The sequence below is a fragment of the Nocardioides pymetrozini genome, from assembly GCF_046058985.1.
In the GTDB taxonomy this organism is placed as follows: Bacteria; Actinomycetota; Actinomycetes; order Propionibacteriales; family Nocardioidaceae; genus Nocardioides.
Genome location: NZ_CP175556.1, coordinates 1,148,906 through 1,162,540, shown reverse-complemented (window position 1 = coordinate 1,162,540; position 13,635 = coordinate 1,148,906). Strand labels below are relative to the sequence as shown.

General features: G+C 72.9%; 16 protein-coding genes, 1 other RNA gene and 1 pseudogene. 4 read left to right on the top strand and 14 right to left on the bottom strand.

What is annotated here, in order from left to right:
- Positions 1-14 precede the first annotated feature (14 nt).
- The 7 genes from ACJ5H2_RS05580 to ACJ5H2_RS05550 all read right to left on the bottom strand — a co-directional run bounded on the left by ACJ5H2_RS05580 (position 15) and on the right by ACJ5H2_RS05550 (position 6,470).
- Positions 15-827 carry an ABC transporter ATP-binding protein gene (locus ACJ5H2_RS05580; RefSeq protein WP_408898578.1) on the bottom strand — a complete coding sequence of 271 codons (813 nt, stop codon included), beginning with the start codon at positions 825-827 and terminating at the stop codon, positions 15-17.
- A 77-nt stretch (positions 828-904) separates the two neighbouring features.
- On the bottom strand, positions 905-2,674 hold the full coding sequence (locus ACJ5H2_RS05575) for a DEAD/DEAH box helicase (RefSeq protein ID WP_408898577.1): 1,770 nt from the start codon (positions 2,672-2,674) through the stop codon (positions 905-907).
- Positions 2,671-2,946 (bottom strand): DUF3039 domain-containing protein, encoded by a 276-nt coding sequence (locus ACJ5H2_RS05570; protein ID WP_408899591.1) that lies wholly within the window; start codon positions 2,944-2,946, stop codon positions 2,671-2,673. Before ACJ5H2_RS05570 ends, ACJ5H2_RS05575 begins: the two co-directional genes overlap by 4 nt.
- Before the next feature lie 18 nt (positions 2,947-2,964).
- Entirely contained in the window at positions 2,965-4,458 is a 1,494-nt protein-coding gene (locus tag ACJ5H2_RS05565; RefSeq protein ID WP_408898576.1) for an MFS transporter, read from the bottom strand.
- Entirely contained in the window at positions 4,455-5,015 is a 561-nt protein-coding gene (locus tag ACJ5H2_RS05560; protein ID WP_408898575.1) for a TetR/AcrR family transcriptional regulator, read from the bottom strand. Before ACJ5H2_RS05560 ends, ACJ5H2_RS05565 begins: the two co-directional genes overlap by 4 nt.
- Before the next feature lie 229 nt (positions 5,016-5,244).
- Entirely contained in the window at positions 5,245-5,805 is a 561-nt protein-coding gene (locus tag ACJ5H2_RS05555) for a YqgE/AlgH family protein (protein WP_408898574.1), read from the bottom strand.
- Between the two features lie 119 nt (positions 5,806-5,924).
- On the bottom strand, positions 5,925-6,470 hold the full coding sequence (locus ACJ5H2_RS05550) for a hypothetical protein (RefSeq protein WP_408898573.1): 546 nt from the start codon (positions 6,468-6,470) through the stop codon (positions 5,925-5,927).
- Between the two features lie 172 nt (positions 6,471-6,642).
- On the opposite strand from ACJ5H2_RS05550, the gene ACJ5H2_RS05545 reads away from it, so the two are divergent.
- On the top strand, positions 6,643-7,380 hold the full coding sequence (locus tag ACJ5H2_RS05545; RefSeq protein WP_408898572.1) for a TetR/AcrR family transcriptional regulator: 738 nt from the start codon (positions 6,643-6,645) through the stop codon (positions 7,378-7,380).
- A gap of 12 nt (positions 7,381-7,392) precedes the next feature.
- Here the strand turns inward: ACJ5H2_RS05545 and ACJ5H2_RS05540 are convergent, their stop codons facing one another.
- The 5 genes and pseudogenes from ACJ5H2_RS05540 to ACJ5H2_RS05520 all read right to left on the bottom strand — a co-directional run bounded on the left by ACJ5H2_RS05540 (position 7,393) and on the right by ACJ5H2_RS05520 (position 10,959).
- Positions 7,393-7,821, bottom strand: coding sequence for a DUF3048 C-terminal domain-containing protein (locus ACJ5H2_RS05540; protein ID WP_408899590.1), 429 nt, complete (start codon positions 7,819-7,821; stop codon positions 7,393-7,395).
- An 83-nt stretch (positions 7,822-7,904) separates the two neighbouring features.
- A pseudogene (locus ACJ5H2_RS05535) lies at positions 7,905-8,282 on the bottom strand (DUF3048 domain-containing protein); the annotation flags it as partial.
- A 230-nt stretch (positions 8,283-8,512) separates the two neighbouring features.
- Entirely contained in the window at positions 8,513-9,283 is a 771-nt protein-coding gene (locus ACJ5H2_RS05530; RefSeq protein ID WP_408898571.1) for an SDR family NAD(P)-dependent oxidoreductase, read from the bottom strand.
- Between the two features lie 51 nt (positions 9,284-9,334).
- Positions 9,335-9,748, bottom strand: a complete 414-nt coding sequence (locus tag ACJ5H2_RS05525; protein WP_408898570.1) for an HIT family protein — start codon at positions 9,746-9,748, stop codon at positions 9,335-9,337.
- Between the two features lie 50 nt (positions 9,749-9,798).
- Positions 9,799-10,959: a glycerophosphodiester phosphodiesterase gene (locus tag ACJ5H2_RS05520; protein ID WP_408898569.1), complete on the bottom strand. Its 1,161-nt coding sequence runs from the start codon at positions 10,957-10,959 to the stop codon at positions 9,799-9,801.
- Between the two features lie 155 nt (positions 10,960-11,114).
- Between ACJ5H2_RS05520 and ACJ5H2_RS05515 the strand changes: the two genes are divergently transcribed.
- Both ACJ5H2_RS05515 and ACJ5H2_RS05510 read left to right on the top strand, forming a co-directional pair.
- Positions 11,115-11,891, top strand: coding sequence for a thioesterase family protein (locus tag ACJ5H2_RS05515; RefSeq protein ID WP_408898568.1), 777 nt, complete (start codon positions 11,115-11,117; stop codon positions 11,889-11,891).
- A gap of 9 nt (positions 11,892-11,900) precedes the next feature.
- Positions 11,901-12,569, top strand: coding sequence for an SDR family oxidoreductase (locus ACJ5H2_RS05510; RefSeq protein ID WP_408898567.1), 669 nt, complete (start codon positions 11,901-11,903; stop codon positions 12,567-12,569).
- Positions 12,570-12,651: 82 nt separating this feature from the next.
- Here ACJ5H2_RS05510 and ACJ5H2_RS05505 read toward each other — a convergent pair whose 3' ends face one another.
- Together ACJ5H2_RS05505 and ACJ5H2_RS05500 are read right to left on the bottom strand one after the other, a co-directional pair.
- Complete coding sequence (locus tag ACJ5H2_RS05505; RefSeq protein ID WP_408898566.1) at positions 12,652-12,816, bottom strand: GPGG-motif small membrane protein; 165 nt, start codon at positions 12,814-12,816, stop codon at positions 12,652-12,654.
- 112 nt (positions 12,817-12,928) lie between these two features.
- Entirely contained in the window at positions 12,929-13,168 is a 240-nt protein-coding gene (locus ACJ5H2_RS05500) for a hypothetical protein (protein WP_408898565.1), read from the bottom strand.
- Between the two features lie 81 nt (positions 13,169-13,249).
- Here ACJ5H2_RS05500 and ssrA point away from each other — a divergent pair.
- Positions 13,250-13,619, top strand: a transfer-messenger RNA (tmRNA) gene (gene ssrA / locus ACJ5H2_RS05495).
- Positions 13,620-13,635 lie beyond the last annotated feature (16 nt).

The window sequence follows — 13,635 nt, the reverse complement described above, 5'->3', positions numbered from 1 at the left end:
TGGGTGCGGGCGCGTCAGCCGCGGAGCGGGGAGTGCCGCTGGTGATGACGCCCCTGGGCCTCCACCCGCACCGCACCCGAGTCCGGGTCGACGAAGCAGCGGATGGGCAGCCCGTACACGGCGGAGAGGTGCTCCGCGGTGAGTACGTCGGCGGGTGCGCCGACGGCGCGGACCGCGCCCTGGTGCAGCAGCACGACCTGGTCGGCCACGGTGGCGGCATGGTTCAGGTCGTGGAGGACGACGCCGAGCGCCGTCCCGTGCCGGTCCGCGAGGTCGCGGACCAGGTCGAGGGTCTCCACCTGGTAGCGCAGGTCGAGATGGTTGGTGGGCTCGTCGAGGAGCACGACGGCGGTGTCCTGGGCCAGGCAGGTGGCCAGCCACACCCGCTGCAGCTCGCCGCCGGAGAGCTGGTCGACGGGGCGGTCGGCCATGCCGTCGATGCCGGTGACCGCCATGGCGTGGTCGACGGCGGCCCGGTCGGCATCGGTGACGCCGCTGAACCGGCCACGGTGCGGGTGGCGCCCGAACGCGACGACGTCGCGGACCTCCAGCCCGGACGGGTGCGGCCGGGACTGCGACAGCAGGGTCACCTGGCGCGCGAACTCCTTCGCGCTCAGCGGCGCGGTGTCGGCCTCGTCGAGCGTGATCCGGCCGGAGGCGACGGGGTGCAGGCGAGCGAGCGAGCGGAGCACGGTCGACTTGCCACTGCCGTTGGGCCCGATGAGCGCGGTCACCTGACCGGGCGCGAGGCGCACCGACACGCCGTGCACGACGGTGCTGCGCTGGTAGCCCAGCACCAGCTCGCGTCCTTCGAGAACCGTGGTCACGGGCGCAGCCTAGCCTAACTAAGGCGAGCCTTGCCTATGGGCTGGCTCACGCGGCGACGGAATCACCGCACCCCGCCCTACGACGACTTCCGCACCGCCCACTCCCGGATCCGGTCGATCCGCTTCTGCAGCTGCTCGGCGTTGGCGACCGCGGCAGCGGGTCCCCCGCACTCCTTGCGCAGCGCGGCATGGGTGATCCCGTGCGCCTGGCCGGTGCGGTGGTGCCACGAGGCGACCAGGGAGTTCAGCTCGCGGCGGAGCAGGGCGAGGTGCTCGTGGGTGGTGACCTCGGCGACGGTGTCGGCCCGCCGGTCCGCGCCCGCGGCGCCCGCCGGGCGGGTACGACGGCGGTCGGCCTGGCGTTGCTGGAGCAGGGCGCTGACCTGGTCGGGCTCGAGCAGGCCGGGGATGCCGAGGAAGTCCATCTCCTCCTCCGAGCCCACGTGGACCTCGCCCTCGTGGCCGAACTGCGCCCCGTCGTACAGCGCATGGTCGAAGCGGGCCTCGGACCCGAGCGCCTCGAACGGCAGCGCCTCGAGGTCGTCGGAGGCCGCCTCGCCCTGGTTGGCCTGGGCCATCAGGTCGTTCTCGGCGGCGAAGATGTCGCCCTCGTCGTTGACCTTGCGCTTGAGCACGTGGTCGCGCTGCGCCTCCAGCTCGGCGGCGAAGGAGAGCAGGTTCGGCACCGAGGGCAGGAAGACCGACGCGATCTCCCCGCGCCGGCGCGCACGCACGAAGCGGCCGACCGCCTGCGCGAAGAACAGCGGGGTCGAGGTGGTCGTTGCCCACACGCCGACGGTGAGCCGCGGGACGTCGACGCCCTCCGAGACCATCCGGACCGCGACCATCCACCGGCTGTCGCTCTCGCTGAACTGCGAGATCTTCTTCGACGACGCCTTCTCGTCGGAGAGCACCACCGTCGCCGACTCGCCGCTGATCTGCTTGAGCAGCTTGGCGTAGGCCCGCGCCGACTCCTGGTCGGAGGCGATGACCAGGCCGCCGGCGTCGGGCACGTGGCGGCGCACCTCGGAGAGCCGCTTGTCGGCGGCCGCGAGCACCGACGGCATCCACGAGCCCTGGGGGTCGAGGGCGGTGCGGAGCGCCTGGGAGGTCATGTCCTTGGTGAGCGGCTCGCCGAGCGAGGCGGCCACCTCGTCGCCCGCCCGGGTGCGCCAGCTCATCTGGCCGGAGTAGGCCAGGAAGAGGACCGGCCGGACGACGTGGTCGGCGAGGGCGTCGGCGTACCCGTAGGTGAAGTCGGCGACCGACGTCGGGAACCCGCCCTCGCCCGGTGCGTAGGTGACGAACGGGATGGGGTTGATGTCGGAGCGGAAGGGCGTGCCGGTCAGGGCCAGGCGGCGCGTGGCCGGCTCGAACGCCTCGCGCACGCCCTCGCCCCAGCTCAGCGAGTCGCCGGCGTGGTGGATCTCGTCGAGGATCACCAGCGTCTTGAAGCGCTCGGTGCGGATCCGCATGGCAAGCGGGTTGACGCCGACGCCGGCGTAGGTCACCGCGACGCCCACGTAGTCACTGGAGATCTTGCCGGAGCCCGCCGAGTACGTCGGGTCGATCGGCAGGCCCGCGCGGGCGGCGGCCTCGGCCCACTGCTGCTTGAGGTGCTCGGTCGGGGCGACGATCACCAGGCGGTCGACGATGCGCCGACCGAGCAGCTCGGCGGCGACGGTGAGCGCGAACGTCGTCTTGCCGGCGCCGGGGGTGGCGACGGTGAGGAAGTCCCGCGGGTTGCGAGCGAGATAGTCGGTGAGCGCGGCAGACTGCCAGGCACGCAGCGACGGCGCCGTGCCCCAGGCTGCCCGCTCCGGCCAGGCCGGACCGAGCGAGGTCATGCGTCGGGACCGGACCCGCCGCCGGAGCCGCCCGGCTTGTCGTCGCCGAGGCTCTCCCAGATCTCCTTGCAGTCCGGGCAGACCGGGAACTTCTCCGGCGCGCGGCTGGGCACCCAGACCTTGCCGCACAGGGCCACGACCGGCGTGCCCATGACCATCGCCTCGGTGAGCTTGTCCTTCTCCACGTAGTGGGAGAAACGCTCGTGGTCGCCCTCGTCGGTCGGGACGGTACGGCGGTCCTCGCGGACGTCCGTGTCTGTCGAGAAGCCGATCGTGGTCACGGATGCAGTCTAGTGCCCGCCCGAGACATCGACGTCCTCCGGGAGACCTCTCCACACCAGCACCGCGACCACGAGGGTGATCGCCGCCCCGGCGAGGCCGACCGCCCCGAAGGCGTCGGTGTACGCCGCGAGCGCGGCGGGCTCCACCGGCGTGCCGAGTGCTCCGGTGACCGACTCCAGCGCGGCCGCGCCGGCCCCGTCCGGGAGGCCGTGGCGGTAGACGGCGCCGGCGAGGCTGCCGAGGACGGCGATGCCGAGCACCCCGCCGATCTCGTAGGACATCTCCTCGACCGCGGCGGCGGAGCCCGCCTGATGCACCGGTGCGGCGCCCATGATGAGTGCCGACGCGAGGCCGAGGGCCGCCGTACCGAAGCCGACGAGGAGCAGCGCGACCGCCACACCGGCATAGGGCATCGGGCGCGGGAGCAGCCACAGCGTGAGCATGCCGGCGGCGAGCACGACGAGCCCGGCGACGACGACCGGGCGCGCGCCCAGCCGGGCGGCGACGGTGGGCGCCAGCGGCGGCCCGACCAGCCCGCCGAGCGCCATGGGGAGGAGCGCCACGCCGGCCATCAGCGGGCTCCAGCCCTGGACCAGCTGCAGCCACTGCGAGCCGACGAACAGCAGCGCCATCATCGCGGTGCTGCTCACCAGCGCGGTCCCCACGCCGGAGCGGAAGACCGGGTCCGCGAAGAGGCGTACGGCGAGCATCGGCTCGTCCTGACGCAGGCAGCGCCGCACGAAGCCGGTCAGCAGCGCGAGACCGGCGAGGAGCGTGAGCGCGGTGACCGGGTCCAGGTCGCCCTTACCGAGATGCTTGACGCCGTAGACGGCCGCGATCATGCCGCCCACCGAGAGCAGGACGCCGAGAGCGTCCACGCGTCCGGGCCGCTCGGAGCGGCTCTCGGGGAGCAGCAGGACGCCGGCGACGAGCGCGAGGACCATGAGCGGGACGTTGACGAGGAAGGCGGCGTGCCAGCTGAACGCGCTGAGCAGCGCGCCACCGACGATGGGCCCGACGGCGCCGCCGACGGCGGCGGTGGCGGCCCAGAGCCCCAGGGCGAACGCGCGCTCGCGGGCGTCCGGGAAGAGCGCCCGGATCAGGGAGAGGGTCGCGGGCATGATCATCGCGCCGCCGACGCCGAGCAGGGCGCGGACGGCGATCACGTCCCCCGGGCTGCGCGCGACCAGCGCCGCCAGCGAGGCGAGCGCGAAGATCGCGAAGCCGGTGAGCAGCATCCGGCGCCGCCCCCACCGGTCGGCGAGAGCGGCGAGGGGGACGAGGAGACCGGCAAGGACGAGGGAGTAGACGTCCACGATCCACAGCTGCGCGATCGCGCCCGCCTGCAGGTCCGCGGTGAGGTCGGGCAGCGCGACGTTGAGGACGGTCATGTCCATCACGACGACCAGCAGGCTGGCCGCCAGCACGGCCAGTCCGCCCCAGCGGCGGCCGCTCCGGCCGGGCGAGGTGGCGCCCGCCGGCGCCGGCACGGTGGCGGTCATCGGGCGGCACCCCCCTCGAGGAACATGGAGAGGACCAGGGCCGGGGCGTCGCGACGGGCGATGTCGCCGGCCACGAGGGCGTCGCGGACGGCCACGAGAAGTCCGTAGACGGAATGACCGAGCCAGCGGGCGGGTACGTCGCCGCGCAGCACGCCGGCGGCCTGCGCGGCGGCGTAGAGGGCGACCTCCTCGGCGAAGAGCGCCTCGGCGCGCTCGCGCAGGTCGGGGGCGTTGAGGACCGTCGGGTCGGTCAGCGCGATGCCGAGCTCCTCGGCGTCGACGACGAACCTGCCGAGGAGATCGTCGAGACAGGTGCGCAGCCGGGCGGGATCGCCGGACGCCACGGCGCCCGCCAGGTCCGCCTCGGCCAGGCTCTGCGCCCAGCGCTCGAGCGAGCGGACGCCGATCTCGTGGAGCAGGTCCTCGCGGGTCGCGAAGTGGCGGTGGACGGTCGCGCGGCCCACGCCGGCCGCGGCGGCGATCTGGGCGATCGAGGCGGTCGGATCGGTGGTGAGCAGGCGCTGGGCGGCGGCGAGCACCGTGTCCCGGGTATTCATGGCTCCTCCTTGAGACACCAGTGTCTCATGCGAGACATGAATGTCTCAAGTCTGGCGGGTCGGCCGGGTGCGGGCGGGGCGCGGCCGGGGCGGATTCACCACGGGATGTAGCCGAATCCGAGCATCTGTAGCGGAGTTCCACGGGGGAAGCGCGGACTGCCCTACATCCCGTGGTGAATCCGCGCCCGGGACCCCCAGGCAGCAGACAGCAGAAACAGACCAGCGCCACTCAGTTCAGCTCGGGGTCGACGGGCCGGGTCGCGTGCAGGGCGAGGTCGCCGGGCTGGCGGCGCAGGACCTGGCGGCGCAGGTCGCGGGTGTCGCAGCCGAAGACGTCCTCGACCTGCCCCGGTACGACGTACCAGCTGCCCTCGGCGATCTCGGCCTGGAGCTGGCCGGCTCCCCAGCCGGCGTAGCCGGCGAAGATGCGCAGCCGGTCGACCGTGCCCTCGACGAGCTCGCGGGGCGTGTCGAGGTCGAGCAGGCCGACGCGGTCCCAGACGGGACGGAAGCCGGCGCCGTGCTCGCCGCCCGGCGCGGCGAGGGCCACCGCGAGGGCGCCGTCGGTCGCGACGGGGCCACCCTGGAAGAGCACCTCGGGCTCCTCGACGACCTCGCCCCACTCCCCCAGCACCTCGGAGACCGGAAGTGCCGTGGGCCGGTTGAGGACGACCCCGAGCGCGCCGTCGTCGTTCACGTCGAGCAGCAGCACGACCGTGTCGGCGAAGTTGGGGTCGAGCAGGTCGGGCGACGCCAGCAGCAGGCGTCCGGCGGTCAGCTCGCTCGACATGGACCCATCATCCCCCTCCCCGCACAACGCCAGAACAAGCAACGCGGCCCCGGGTCCGACGCGCGATGGGAGGAAGGCACGTCGGACCCGGGGCCGCACCCGGGAGGGAGTCGGGTCGGTCAGGCGGCGACGACCGCGCGCAGCCGCTCGAGCAGGGTGCCGCGGACCTCCGGCTCGGCGTAGGCCGCGTCCGGGGTGATCACGGGGAGACCCCGGTGGAGCAGGCGGGCCCGCTCCTCGATCTCGGCGCCGATCCGGCCGGCGGCGTCGTCGCCGATGCTGGTGCGCCCGGCCATGACGGCGAGCAGGTGGTGCTCCTTGAAGCGGGCGGCGTCCATGGCGCGCGCCATCTCCTCGTCGAGCGGGTGGGCGCGGTAGTGGTCGATGATCATCCGCACGCCGGGCAGCTCGTGCGCGGTGTTGCTCCACGCGATCTCGACGGCCTCGGCGAGGTCCATCGGCTGGTGCGCGAGCATCCGCTCGATCTGCCCGGACAGGCGGGTGTGCCACTTCAAGGTGAGGGCGGCCAGCAGGTCGAGCTCGTCCCGGAAGACCGCGGACACGCCGTCGACGTCCATGGGCAGGAGGCCGTCGCGACGGACGGCCGACGTGGCGATGACGGAGCGGAGGGTCTCGCCCCGGTTGTGAAAGGCCTTCCAGGTCATGGTCAGCACTCCTTGGTTCGATCGGCGGTCGCCGGCGCTCGGGGGTCAGCCGACATACCGCTGGTACGTACTACGAGTATGGAGCAGACCGCGGGTACGCCCAATGCCACGACACCGTGATCCCGCACACCCACGACAGTGACCGGTGTCACGGCGCGCCTATGCTGGGCAGGTGGCGAAGGCATCGGTCTCGAAACTCGTCCCCAAGGTCCCCGTCCCCGGCGTTCCCGGGGCCTCGCGCCGAGCGTCGTACTCCGCCTCGACCAAGCGGGCGCTCGTCGACGTCGCCGAGCAGCTCTTCGCCGAGAAGGGGTACGCCGCCACGTCGCTCGACGCGATCGTCTCCGGCGCCCGGGTGACCAAGGGCGCGCTCTACCACCACTTCTCGGGCAAGCAGGCCCTCTTCGAGTCCGTCTTCGAGCGGGTCGAGCAGCAGGCGGCGAAGCGGATCCAGAAGTCGCTGCGCGGCGAGCGGGACCCGTGGCGCAAGGCGACCGAGGGCCTGCGCTCCTTCCTGGCGGTGGTCCAGGAGGCGTCCTACCGCCGAATCGTGATCCAGGACGGGCCGGCGGTCCTGGGCTACGAGCGCTTCCGCGAGCAGGAGGAGCGCTCGACCTTCGCCAACATCGTCGAGATCGTGCGCGCCACCTTGGACGCGGGCTCGTGGGACCTCGACGAGGACATGCTGCAGACCTTCGCCCGGATCTTCTTCGGCGCGATGTCCTCCGCCGGCGAGTCGGTCGCCACCGCCGCAGACCCCGAGGCCGCGGCCCGGCGCGTCGAGGGCGCGATCGGCTTCCTGCTCGCCGGCGTGCAGAGCCTGGTGGAGCAGGGCGTCGCGATGCCCAGCGTCACCGCCGGTGGGGAGGACCTGGACGACGAGGACGCCGCCGCCGACGCGGAGCAGTGAGTCCGCGTCAGCTCACTGGCCGACGGTCACCGAGCCGTTGCTGGCCTCGACCGGGACGAGCTCGATCCACACCTTGCCGGCCGGGACCTTGAGCTCGGCGCCGTCGGCGGTGGTCAGGCTCAGCGCCGAGCTCGCCTTGGCCTTGGACCAGGTCCCCTCGACCACCTGGCCGTTGTGGAACAGCTGCGCGGCGCCCTGGCCCTCGAACTTGCTCTCCGGGACGAAGTTGCCCGCGGGGTCGCGGTAGCCGGCGTCGACGACCTTGACCCGCAGCACCAGCACCGAGCTCGCCTGGAAGCGGTCGCCCTGCGCGGCGTTGGAGTTGGTGTTGGCGTAGCTGCCGTTCTCGAAGCGCCAGTTGGTGGTGCGGCTGCCGAAGTGCGCCGAGAGGGAGGGCGCCGGCGCGCCGCCCGGGAAGTCCGCCTCGGTGCCCCAGGGCAGGTAGTCGGCAGGACGCTCGTCCTTGCGTCCTCGGCGGCCTTCGCGACCTTGGTCAGGTCGGTGAAGAGGTTGTACGGCGCGCTGCGGCCGGACTTGCGGTAGAAGCCCGGGCCGCCCTCGCCGAAGAACTTGATCTTGTTGCGGTTGATCCGCGCGATGGTCTCCCCGGCGGCGCCGCTGGTGGCGATGACGCCACCCGCCGGCGACACGATGCCGATGTCGCTGGCCCGCATCGAGCGGACCGGGCCGATGTCCTTGGGCAGCTGGGAGTAGTAGAAGGCGGCCAGCCGGGTGATGCCGCCCTCGACGAGCTCCTCGACCACCAGGTCGGCCTTGCTGAGGCCGACCTGCGGGGAGCTGGCCGGCGAGTTGTCGATCTTCGTGACGACGACGGGATGGTCCTGCTCGACGCTCTCCCCCTCGGCCGCCTCCAGGCCGGTGAGCGGCCAGGTGTCCGGCACCTCCGGCTCCGGCGCGGTCGCGGACGACCCGTCGCCGCCGGACTTCTTCTCGCCGTCGTCACCCCCGCACCCGGCGAGCACGAGGCTCAGCACGACGAGCGAGGCGGGCAGGGCACTGCGGAGGGTGGAAACGCGCACGCGGCCAGTCTGGCCCACACGCCCGGCGTACGGCGGAGCGGCCCCCGCGTGTCGCGGAGGTCCGCCCCGCCCGGAGCGGGTTCGAGCGAGGCTCAGGTGCCGAGCGAGATGCCGCCGTCGACGTACAGCGTCTGGCCGGTGATGTACGACGCCTCGTCGCTGGACAGGAAGGTGACCGCGGCCGCGATGTCCTCCGGGAAGCCGACCCGCTTGACCGGGTTGGCCTCGGCGTTGAGCCGGCGGAACTCGTCGACGTCGAGCTTGAGCCGGGCGGCGGTGGCGTCGGTCATCTCGGTCGCGATGAAGCCCGGGGCGACCGCGTTGACGTTGATGCCGAAGGGGCCGAGCTCGATGCCCAGAGTCCGGGTGAAGCCCTGGATGCCCATCTTCGCGGCCGAGTAGTTGGCCTGGCCGCGGTTGCCGAGCGCGGAGATGCTCGAGATGTTCACGACCTTGCCGTACTTCTGCTCCACGAAGTGCTTCTGGGCGGCCTTGGTCATCAGGAAGGCGCCCTTGAGGTGCACGCCCATGACCAGGTCCCAGTCCTCCTCGCTCATCTTGAACAGGAGGTTGTCGCGAGTGATGCCCGCGTTGTTGACCAGGATGTGGATCCCGCCGAGCTCGGCGACGACCCGCTCGATCGCGGCGTCGACCGAGGTGCCGTCGGAGACGTTGGCGCCGATGCCCACGGCCTTGGCGTCCCCGACGACGGGGAGCTTCGCGGCGGCCTCCGCGGCGGCGGTCTCGTCGAGGTCGACGATCGCGACCGAGGCGCCCTCCTCGGCGTACCGGGTGGCGGTGCCGAACCCGATCCCGCGTGCGGCTCCCGTGATGACGGCGACGCGCCCGTCGAAACGACCCATGGTGCTTACCTCAGCTCTTCCCACTCGAGTCCAGTGCGATCGGGTCGCAGCCTACGACGCTAGGGCGGCGCGCAGGCGCGCGGCATACTCCGCGGACTCCCCCGCGGCGTACTTCGTCCGCGGCCAGAAGAACCCGCGCAGCCCGTCGCCCTTGGTCCGGGGTACGACGTGCAGGTGCAGGTGCGGCACCGACTGGCTGACGACGTTGTTCATCGCCACGAAGCTGCCCTGCGCCCCGAGACCCTCGACCACGGCGGTGGCGAGTCGCTGGGCGGCGGCGAGGAAGCCGTCACGCTGCCCGGCCGGGAGGTCGGGCAGCGTGACGACATGGGCGCGCGGCACGAGGAGGACGTGGCCCTTGAACACCGGGCGCCGGTCGAGGAAGGCCACGAGGTCGGGCTCGTCGAGGACGAGGTCCGCCTCGGCCTCGCCGGCGACGATCGTGCAGAAGACGCAGTCCGCCATGCCGCCGAATCTAGCGGCGGCACGGCGGAGCGTGCGGACCTCGGAGACGGTCAGGCCGCGCCCTGCTCCTGCGCCCAGGCGTCGCGGGTGTCGACCGCGATGTCGGGATGGTCGGCGAAGAGCGCGTCCACGCCGGCCTCGAGGAAGGCCTCGACCTCGGCGGCGAGGTCGCCCGGCGCGTTCGGGTCGGTGCCGAGGCGCAGGTTGGTGGGCAGGAACTGGTTCTCCAGCCGCAGCGTCCAGGTCACGACCTGCAGACCGGCGGCGTGCGCGTCGGCGACCAGGCTGCTCGGCGCGCCGATCGCACCGCCGGCGTCGCGGGGCAGGATCCGGTGCTTCGCCGGCGCCACCCACTCCGCGTAGGTCGCGATGTCGGCCAGTCCCGCGGGCGTCACCAGGTCGGCGTACGTCGTCGTGCTGCCGGACGCCTTGAGGTCGTAGGGCGCGCCGGCGCCGTCGACGAGCTGCGCGAGCGGCACCCGGGTGAGCTCGTCGAGCTCGCGCAGGTTGCCGGTCTCGAAGGACTGGATGACGACCTTGGCCTGCGGCCGGTCGAGGCCGTTGCGGCGCAGCGAGCGGACCAGGGGCTCCTCGAGGGAGAGTCCGATCGAGTCGAAGTAGGTGGGGTGCTTGGTCTCCGGCGCGAGGCCGATCGTGCGGCCGCTCCGGCCCGACTCGCGCTTCACCAGCTGGATCACCTCGTCGAGGGTCGGGACCTCGAACTGGCCGTCGTAGCGGGTGTTCTCGGGGCGCACCTGCGGCAGCCGCTCCTTGGCCCGCAGCGTCTTGAGCTCGGCGAGGGTGAAGTCCTCGGTGAACCAGCCGGTGACGGGGACGCCGTCGATCACCTTGGTGGTCTTGCGGCCGGCGAACTCGGGGTGCGCGGCGACGTCCGTCGTACCGCTGATCTCGTTCTCGTGACGCGCGACGAGCACGCCGTCCTTGGTCGAGACGAGGTCGGGCTCGACGTAGTCGGCGCCCTGCCGGATGGCGAGGCGGTACGCCGCCAGCGTGTGCTCGGGCCGGTAGCCGGACGCGCCGCGGTGGGCGATGACGAGCGGCTCGCCGGCGGCGTGGCGCTCGCCGTGGCCGGGCGTGGCCTGCGCGGGGACGGCGCCGGCGCCGAGCGCGCCGCCGACGGCGACGCCGAGCGTGAGGGCGGAGGTGGTGGCAGCCATGAGGGTCCTCCCGAGGAGGGTCGTGCGAGTCATGGCGTCAGCCGACCAGCCGCAGGTGGCCCACCGGGGAGGGCCGGGTGAACGGCAGTCGGCGAGGAGGCGGATGCCGACGGCGACGTCCCGCCTCTCCCCGACAGCCCTCCCTTCGGGGGTACGGCCGGGGTCGGTCCGCCCGGGAGGATGAGGGGGTGGCGTACTGGCACCGGACCGCACCGCACACCTTCGCTCCCACCGAGCACGTGGGCGGCGCCTGGGACCTCGCGACCCAGCACATCGCGCCCGCACTGGGCGTGCTGGCCCACGAGGTCGAGCGCGACCGCGACCGGCGCCGGTCCGACGGCCTGGTCGTCAGCCGGCTCTCCTACGACATCCTCGGCACGGTGCCGATCGAGCCGGTCGACGTGAGTGTCGAGGTCCTCCGCCCCGGGCGCACCATCGAGCTCGTGCAGGCGACGGCGTCGTACGGCGGACGGGCCGTCGTCCTGCTGCGCGCCTGGCTGACCGAGCCGTACGACACGGCCGCTCTCGCCGGGACCGACCTCCCCTCGCTGCCCGGGCCGGACGAGATGGAGCCGTGGGACATGGCCGGCCTGTGGCGCGGCGGGTTCATCGCGTCGCTCGAGGTGCGCCGCAAGGAGCTGGGCCCGGGCCGCTCGATGGTCTGGGTCCGGACCCCGCACTCGCTCGTCGACGACGAGCCGGTCAGTCGGCTCGCCGCGGTCGCCGGGCTCGTCGACGTGACGAACGGGATCGCCGTGCGGGCCGACCCCGCGCGGGTCGCCTTCCCCAACCTCGACCTCACCGCGCACTTCCTGCGCGCCCCGGCGGGCGGGTGGCTCGGGCTCGACACGACCCAGTCGTACGGCGCGGGCGGTGTCGGTGTCACGAGCTCGGCGATGCACGACGAGCACGGCCCGGTCGGCACGGTCGCGCAGACGCTCACGGTGCGCCCGCAGGGCACGTAGGTTGGCGTCATGCGCGTCGCCGTCGTCGGAGGTCACGGACAGATCGCCCGCCTGCTGCACCCCCTGCTGGTGCGGGCCGGACACCAGCCGGTCGCCCTGGTGCGACGCGAGGAGCAGCGGACCGCGCTCGAAGCCGTCGGGGCCCAGGTCCGCCTGCTCGACATCGAGGGCGACGGGGTCGACGGGTTCGCCCGCGCCTTCGATGGCTGCGACGTGGTGGTGTTCGCCGCCGGGGGCGGACCCGACGGCAATGCGGAGCGGAAGCGGACCGTCGACCTGGAGGGCTCGCTGAAGTCTGCGACCGCCGCGGAGGCCACGGGCATCCGGCGATTCGTCCAGGTCTCCGCCATCGACGTCGACCGTCCGGTCGCCGCCGACGCCGGCGAGGTCTGGGCGGCGTACGTCGCCGCGAAGCGCGATGCGGACGCAGCGTTGCGGGCGGGGCCTTTGGACTGGACCATCCTGCGTCCGGGGCGGCTCACCGACGACCCGGCGACCGGACGGGTCGCCCTCGGCGCCGACGTGCCGCGCGGTGACGTCACGCGTGCCGACGTCGCCGCGGTGCTGGCAGAGGTCGTCGGCCGCCCGGAGACGATCGGGCACCAGTGGGACCTCGTGGGCGGGGAGGTCCCGGTGGCCGAGGCGGTCACCGCCGCCGTCGCGGCCGGCACGCACTGACCGCCGGTCCCGGTCCGCAGGGCTCCGGACGCGCCGAGGCCGCCCCGGCGATGCCGGGGCGGCCTGGACCGGGGCGTGCAGGCTAGACCGTGCTGCGGCCGCGCCCGTTGAAGATCGACACTCCGCCCGGGCCGACGAGCAGGCCCAGCACGATCAGGACGATGCCGAGCAGGATGCTGCCCTGGATCAGGGTGACGATGCCGGCGATGACCAGGACGACCGCGGCGATCCACAAGAGCGTACCCATGGTTCTTCCTTTCCTCGCCCACCGGTTGTGGGGTGCTCGGGAGGTACCCGGGGACCGGCGGAGCAGACGTCCCGGATGCGGCCGACGGCCCGGCCGGCGCTTCGGTCGCTGCCTACGGGAGCGGCTCGACCGAGCCCACTCGCAGCACCCTGACCTCGAGCTCGTCGATGACCAGCCGGCGCACGCGTCCCTCCCCCAGGGCGAGCCGGCCGACGGCGACGGCCCCGACGGCCACCGCGCCGAGCGCGAGGGCTCCGATCGCGACGGCGCCGACCGCGGACGCGCCGTACGCCGACGCGGCGAGGGCGGCACTGCCGCGCAGGCGTGGGGTGAGGTCGAGGTCTGGTCTCATGCACCCGATCCTGCCAGCGGGACTAACCGGTGGGGCGATGTCGTTGTGGACCAGTAGACTCGATGTCGACACAACTCAAGAGGGGCTGATCGGTTTCGACTTGGGACGTTTGTTCCAGGGGAAGCGGGTCGAGAAGCCAGCGTCATCTCGTAAACGATCGCTGGAAACCAATAACTGCCAACGCTAAGCGCAGTTCCTTCGCTCTCGCTGCCTGAGCAGTGATCGAAGCGTCTGACCGGGCATCCGTCTCCGTCCCGGATCCAGGCGTCATCTAGGAGACTTGCTGCGTCGCTCTCGCCGGGAGGGCGGCGCGGGACTCAAACCCGGCTGGGTCTGTCGGCGACGTGTCAGTGCGAGCGCCGGGACCGAGAACACGCCATCGCTGACTGCACCCGGAGAAGACCTGGCTCGGCGCTCGAGGACCGGGGTTCGATTCCCCGCAGCTCCACCATCTGACGAGACCGAGG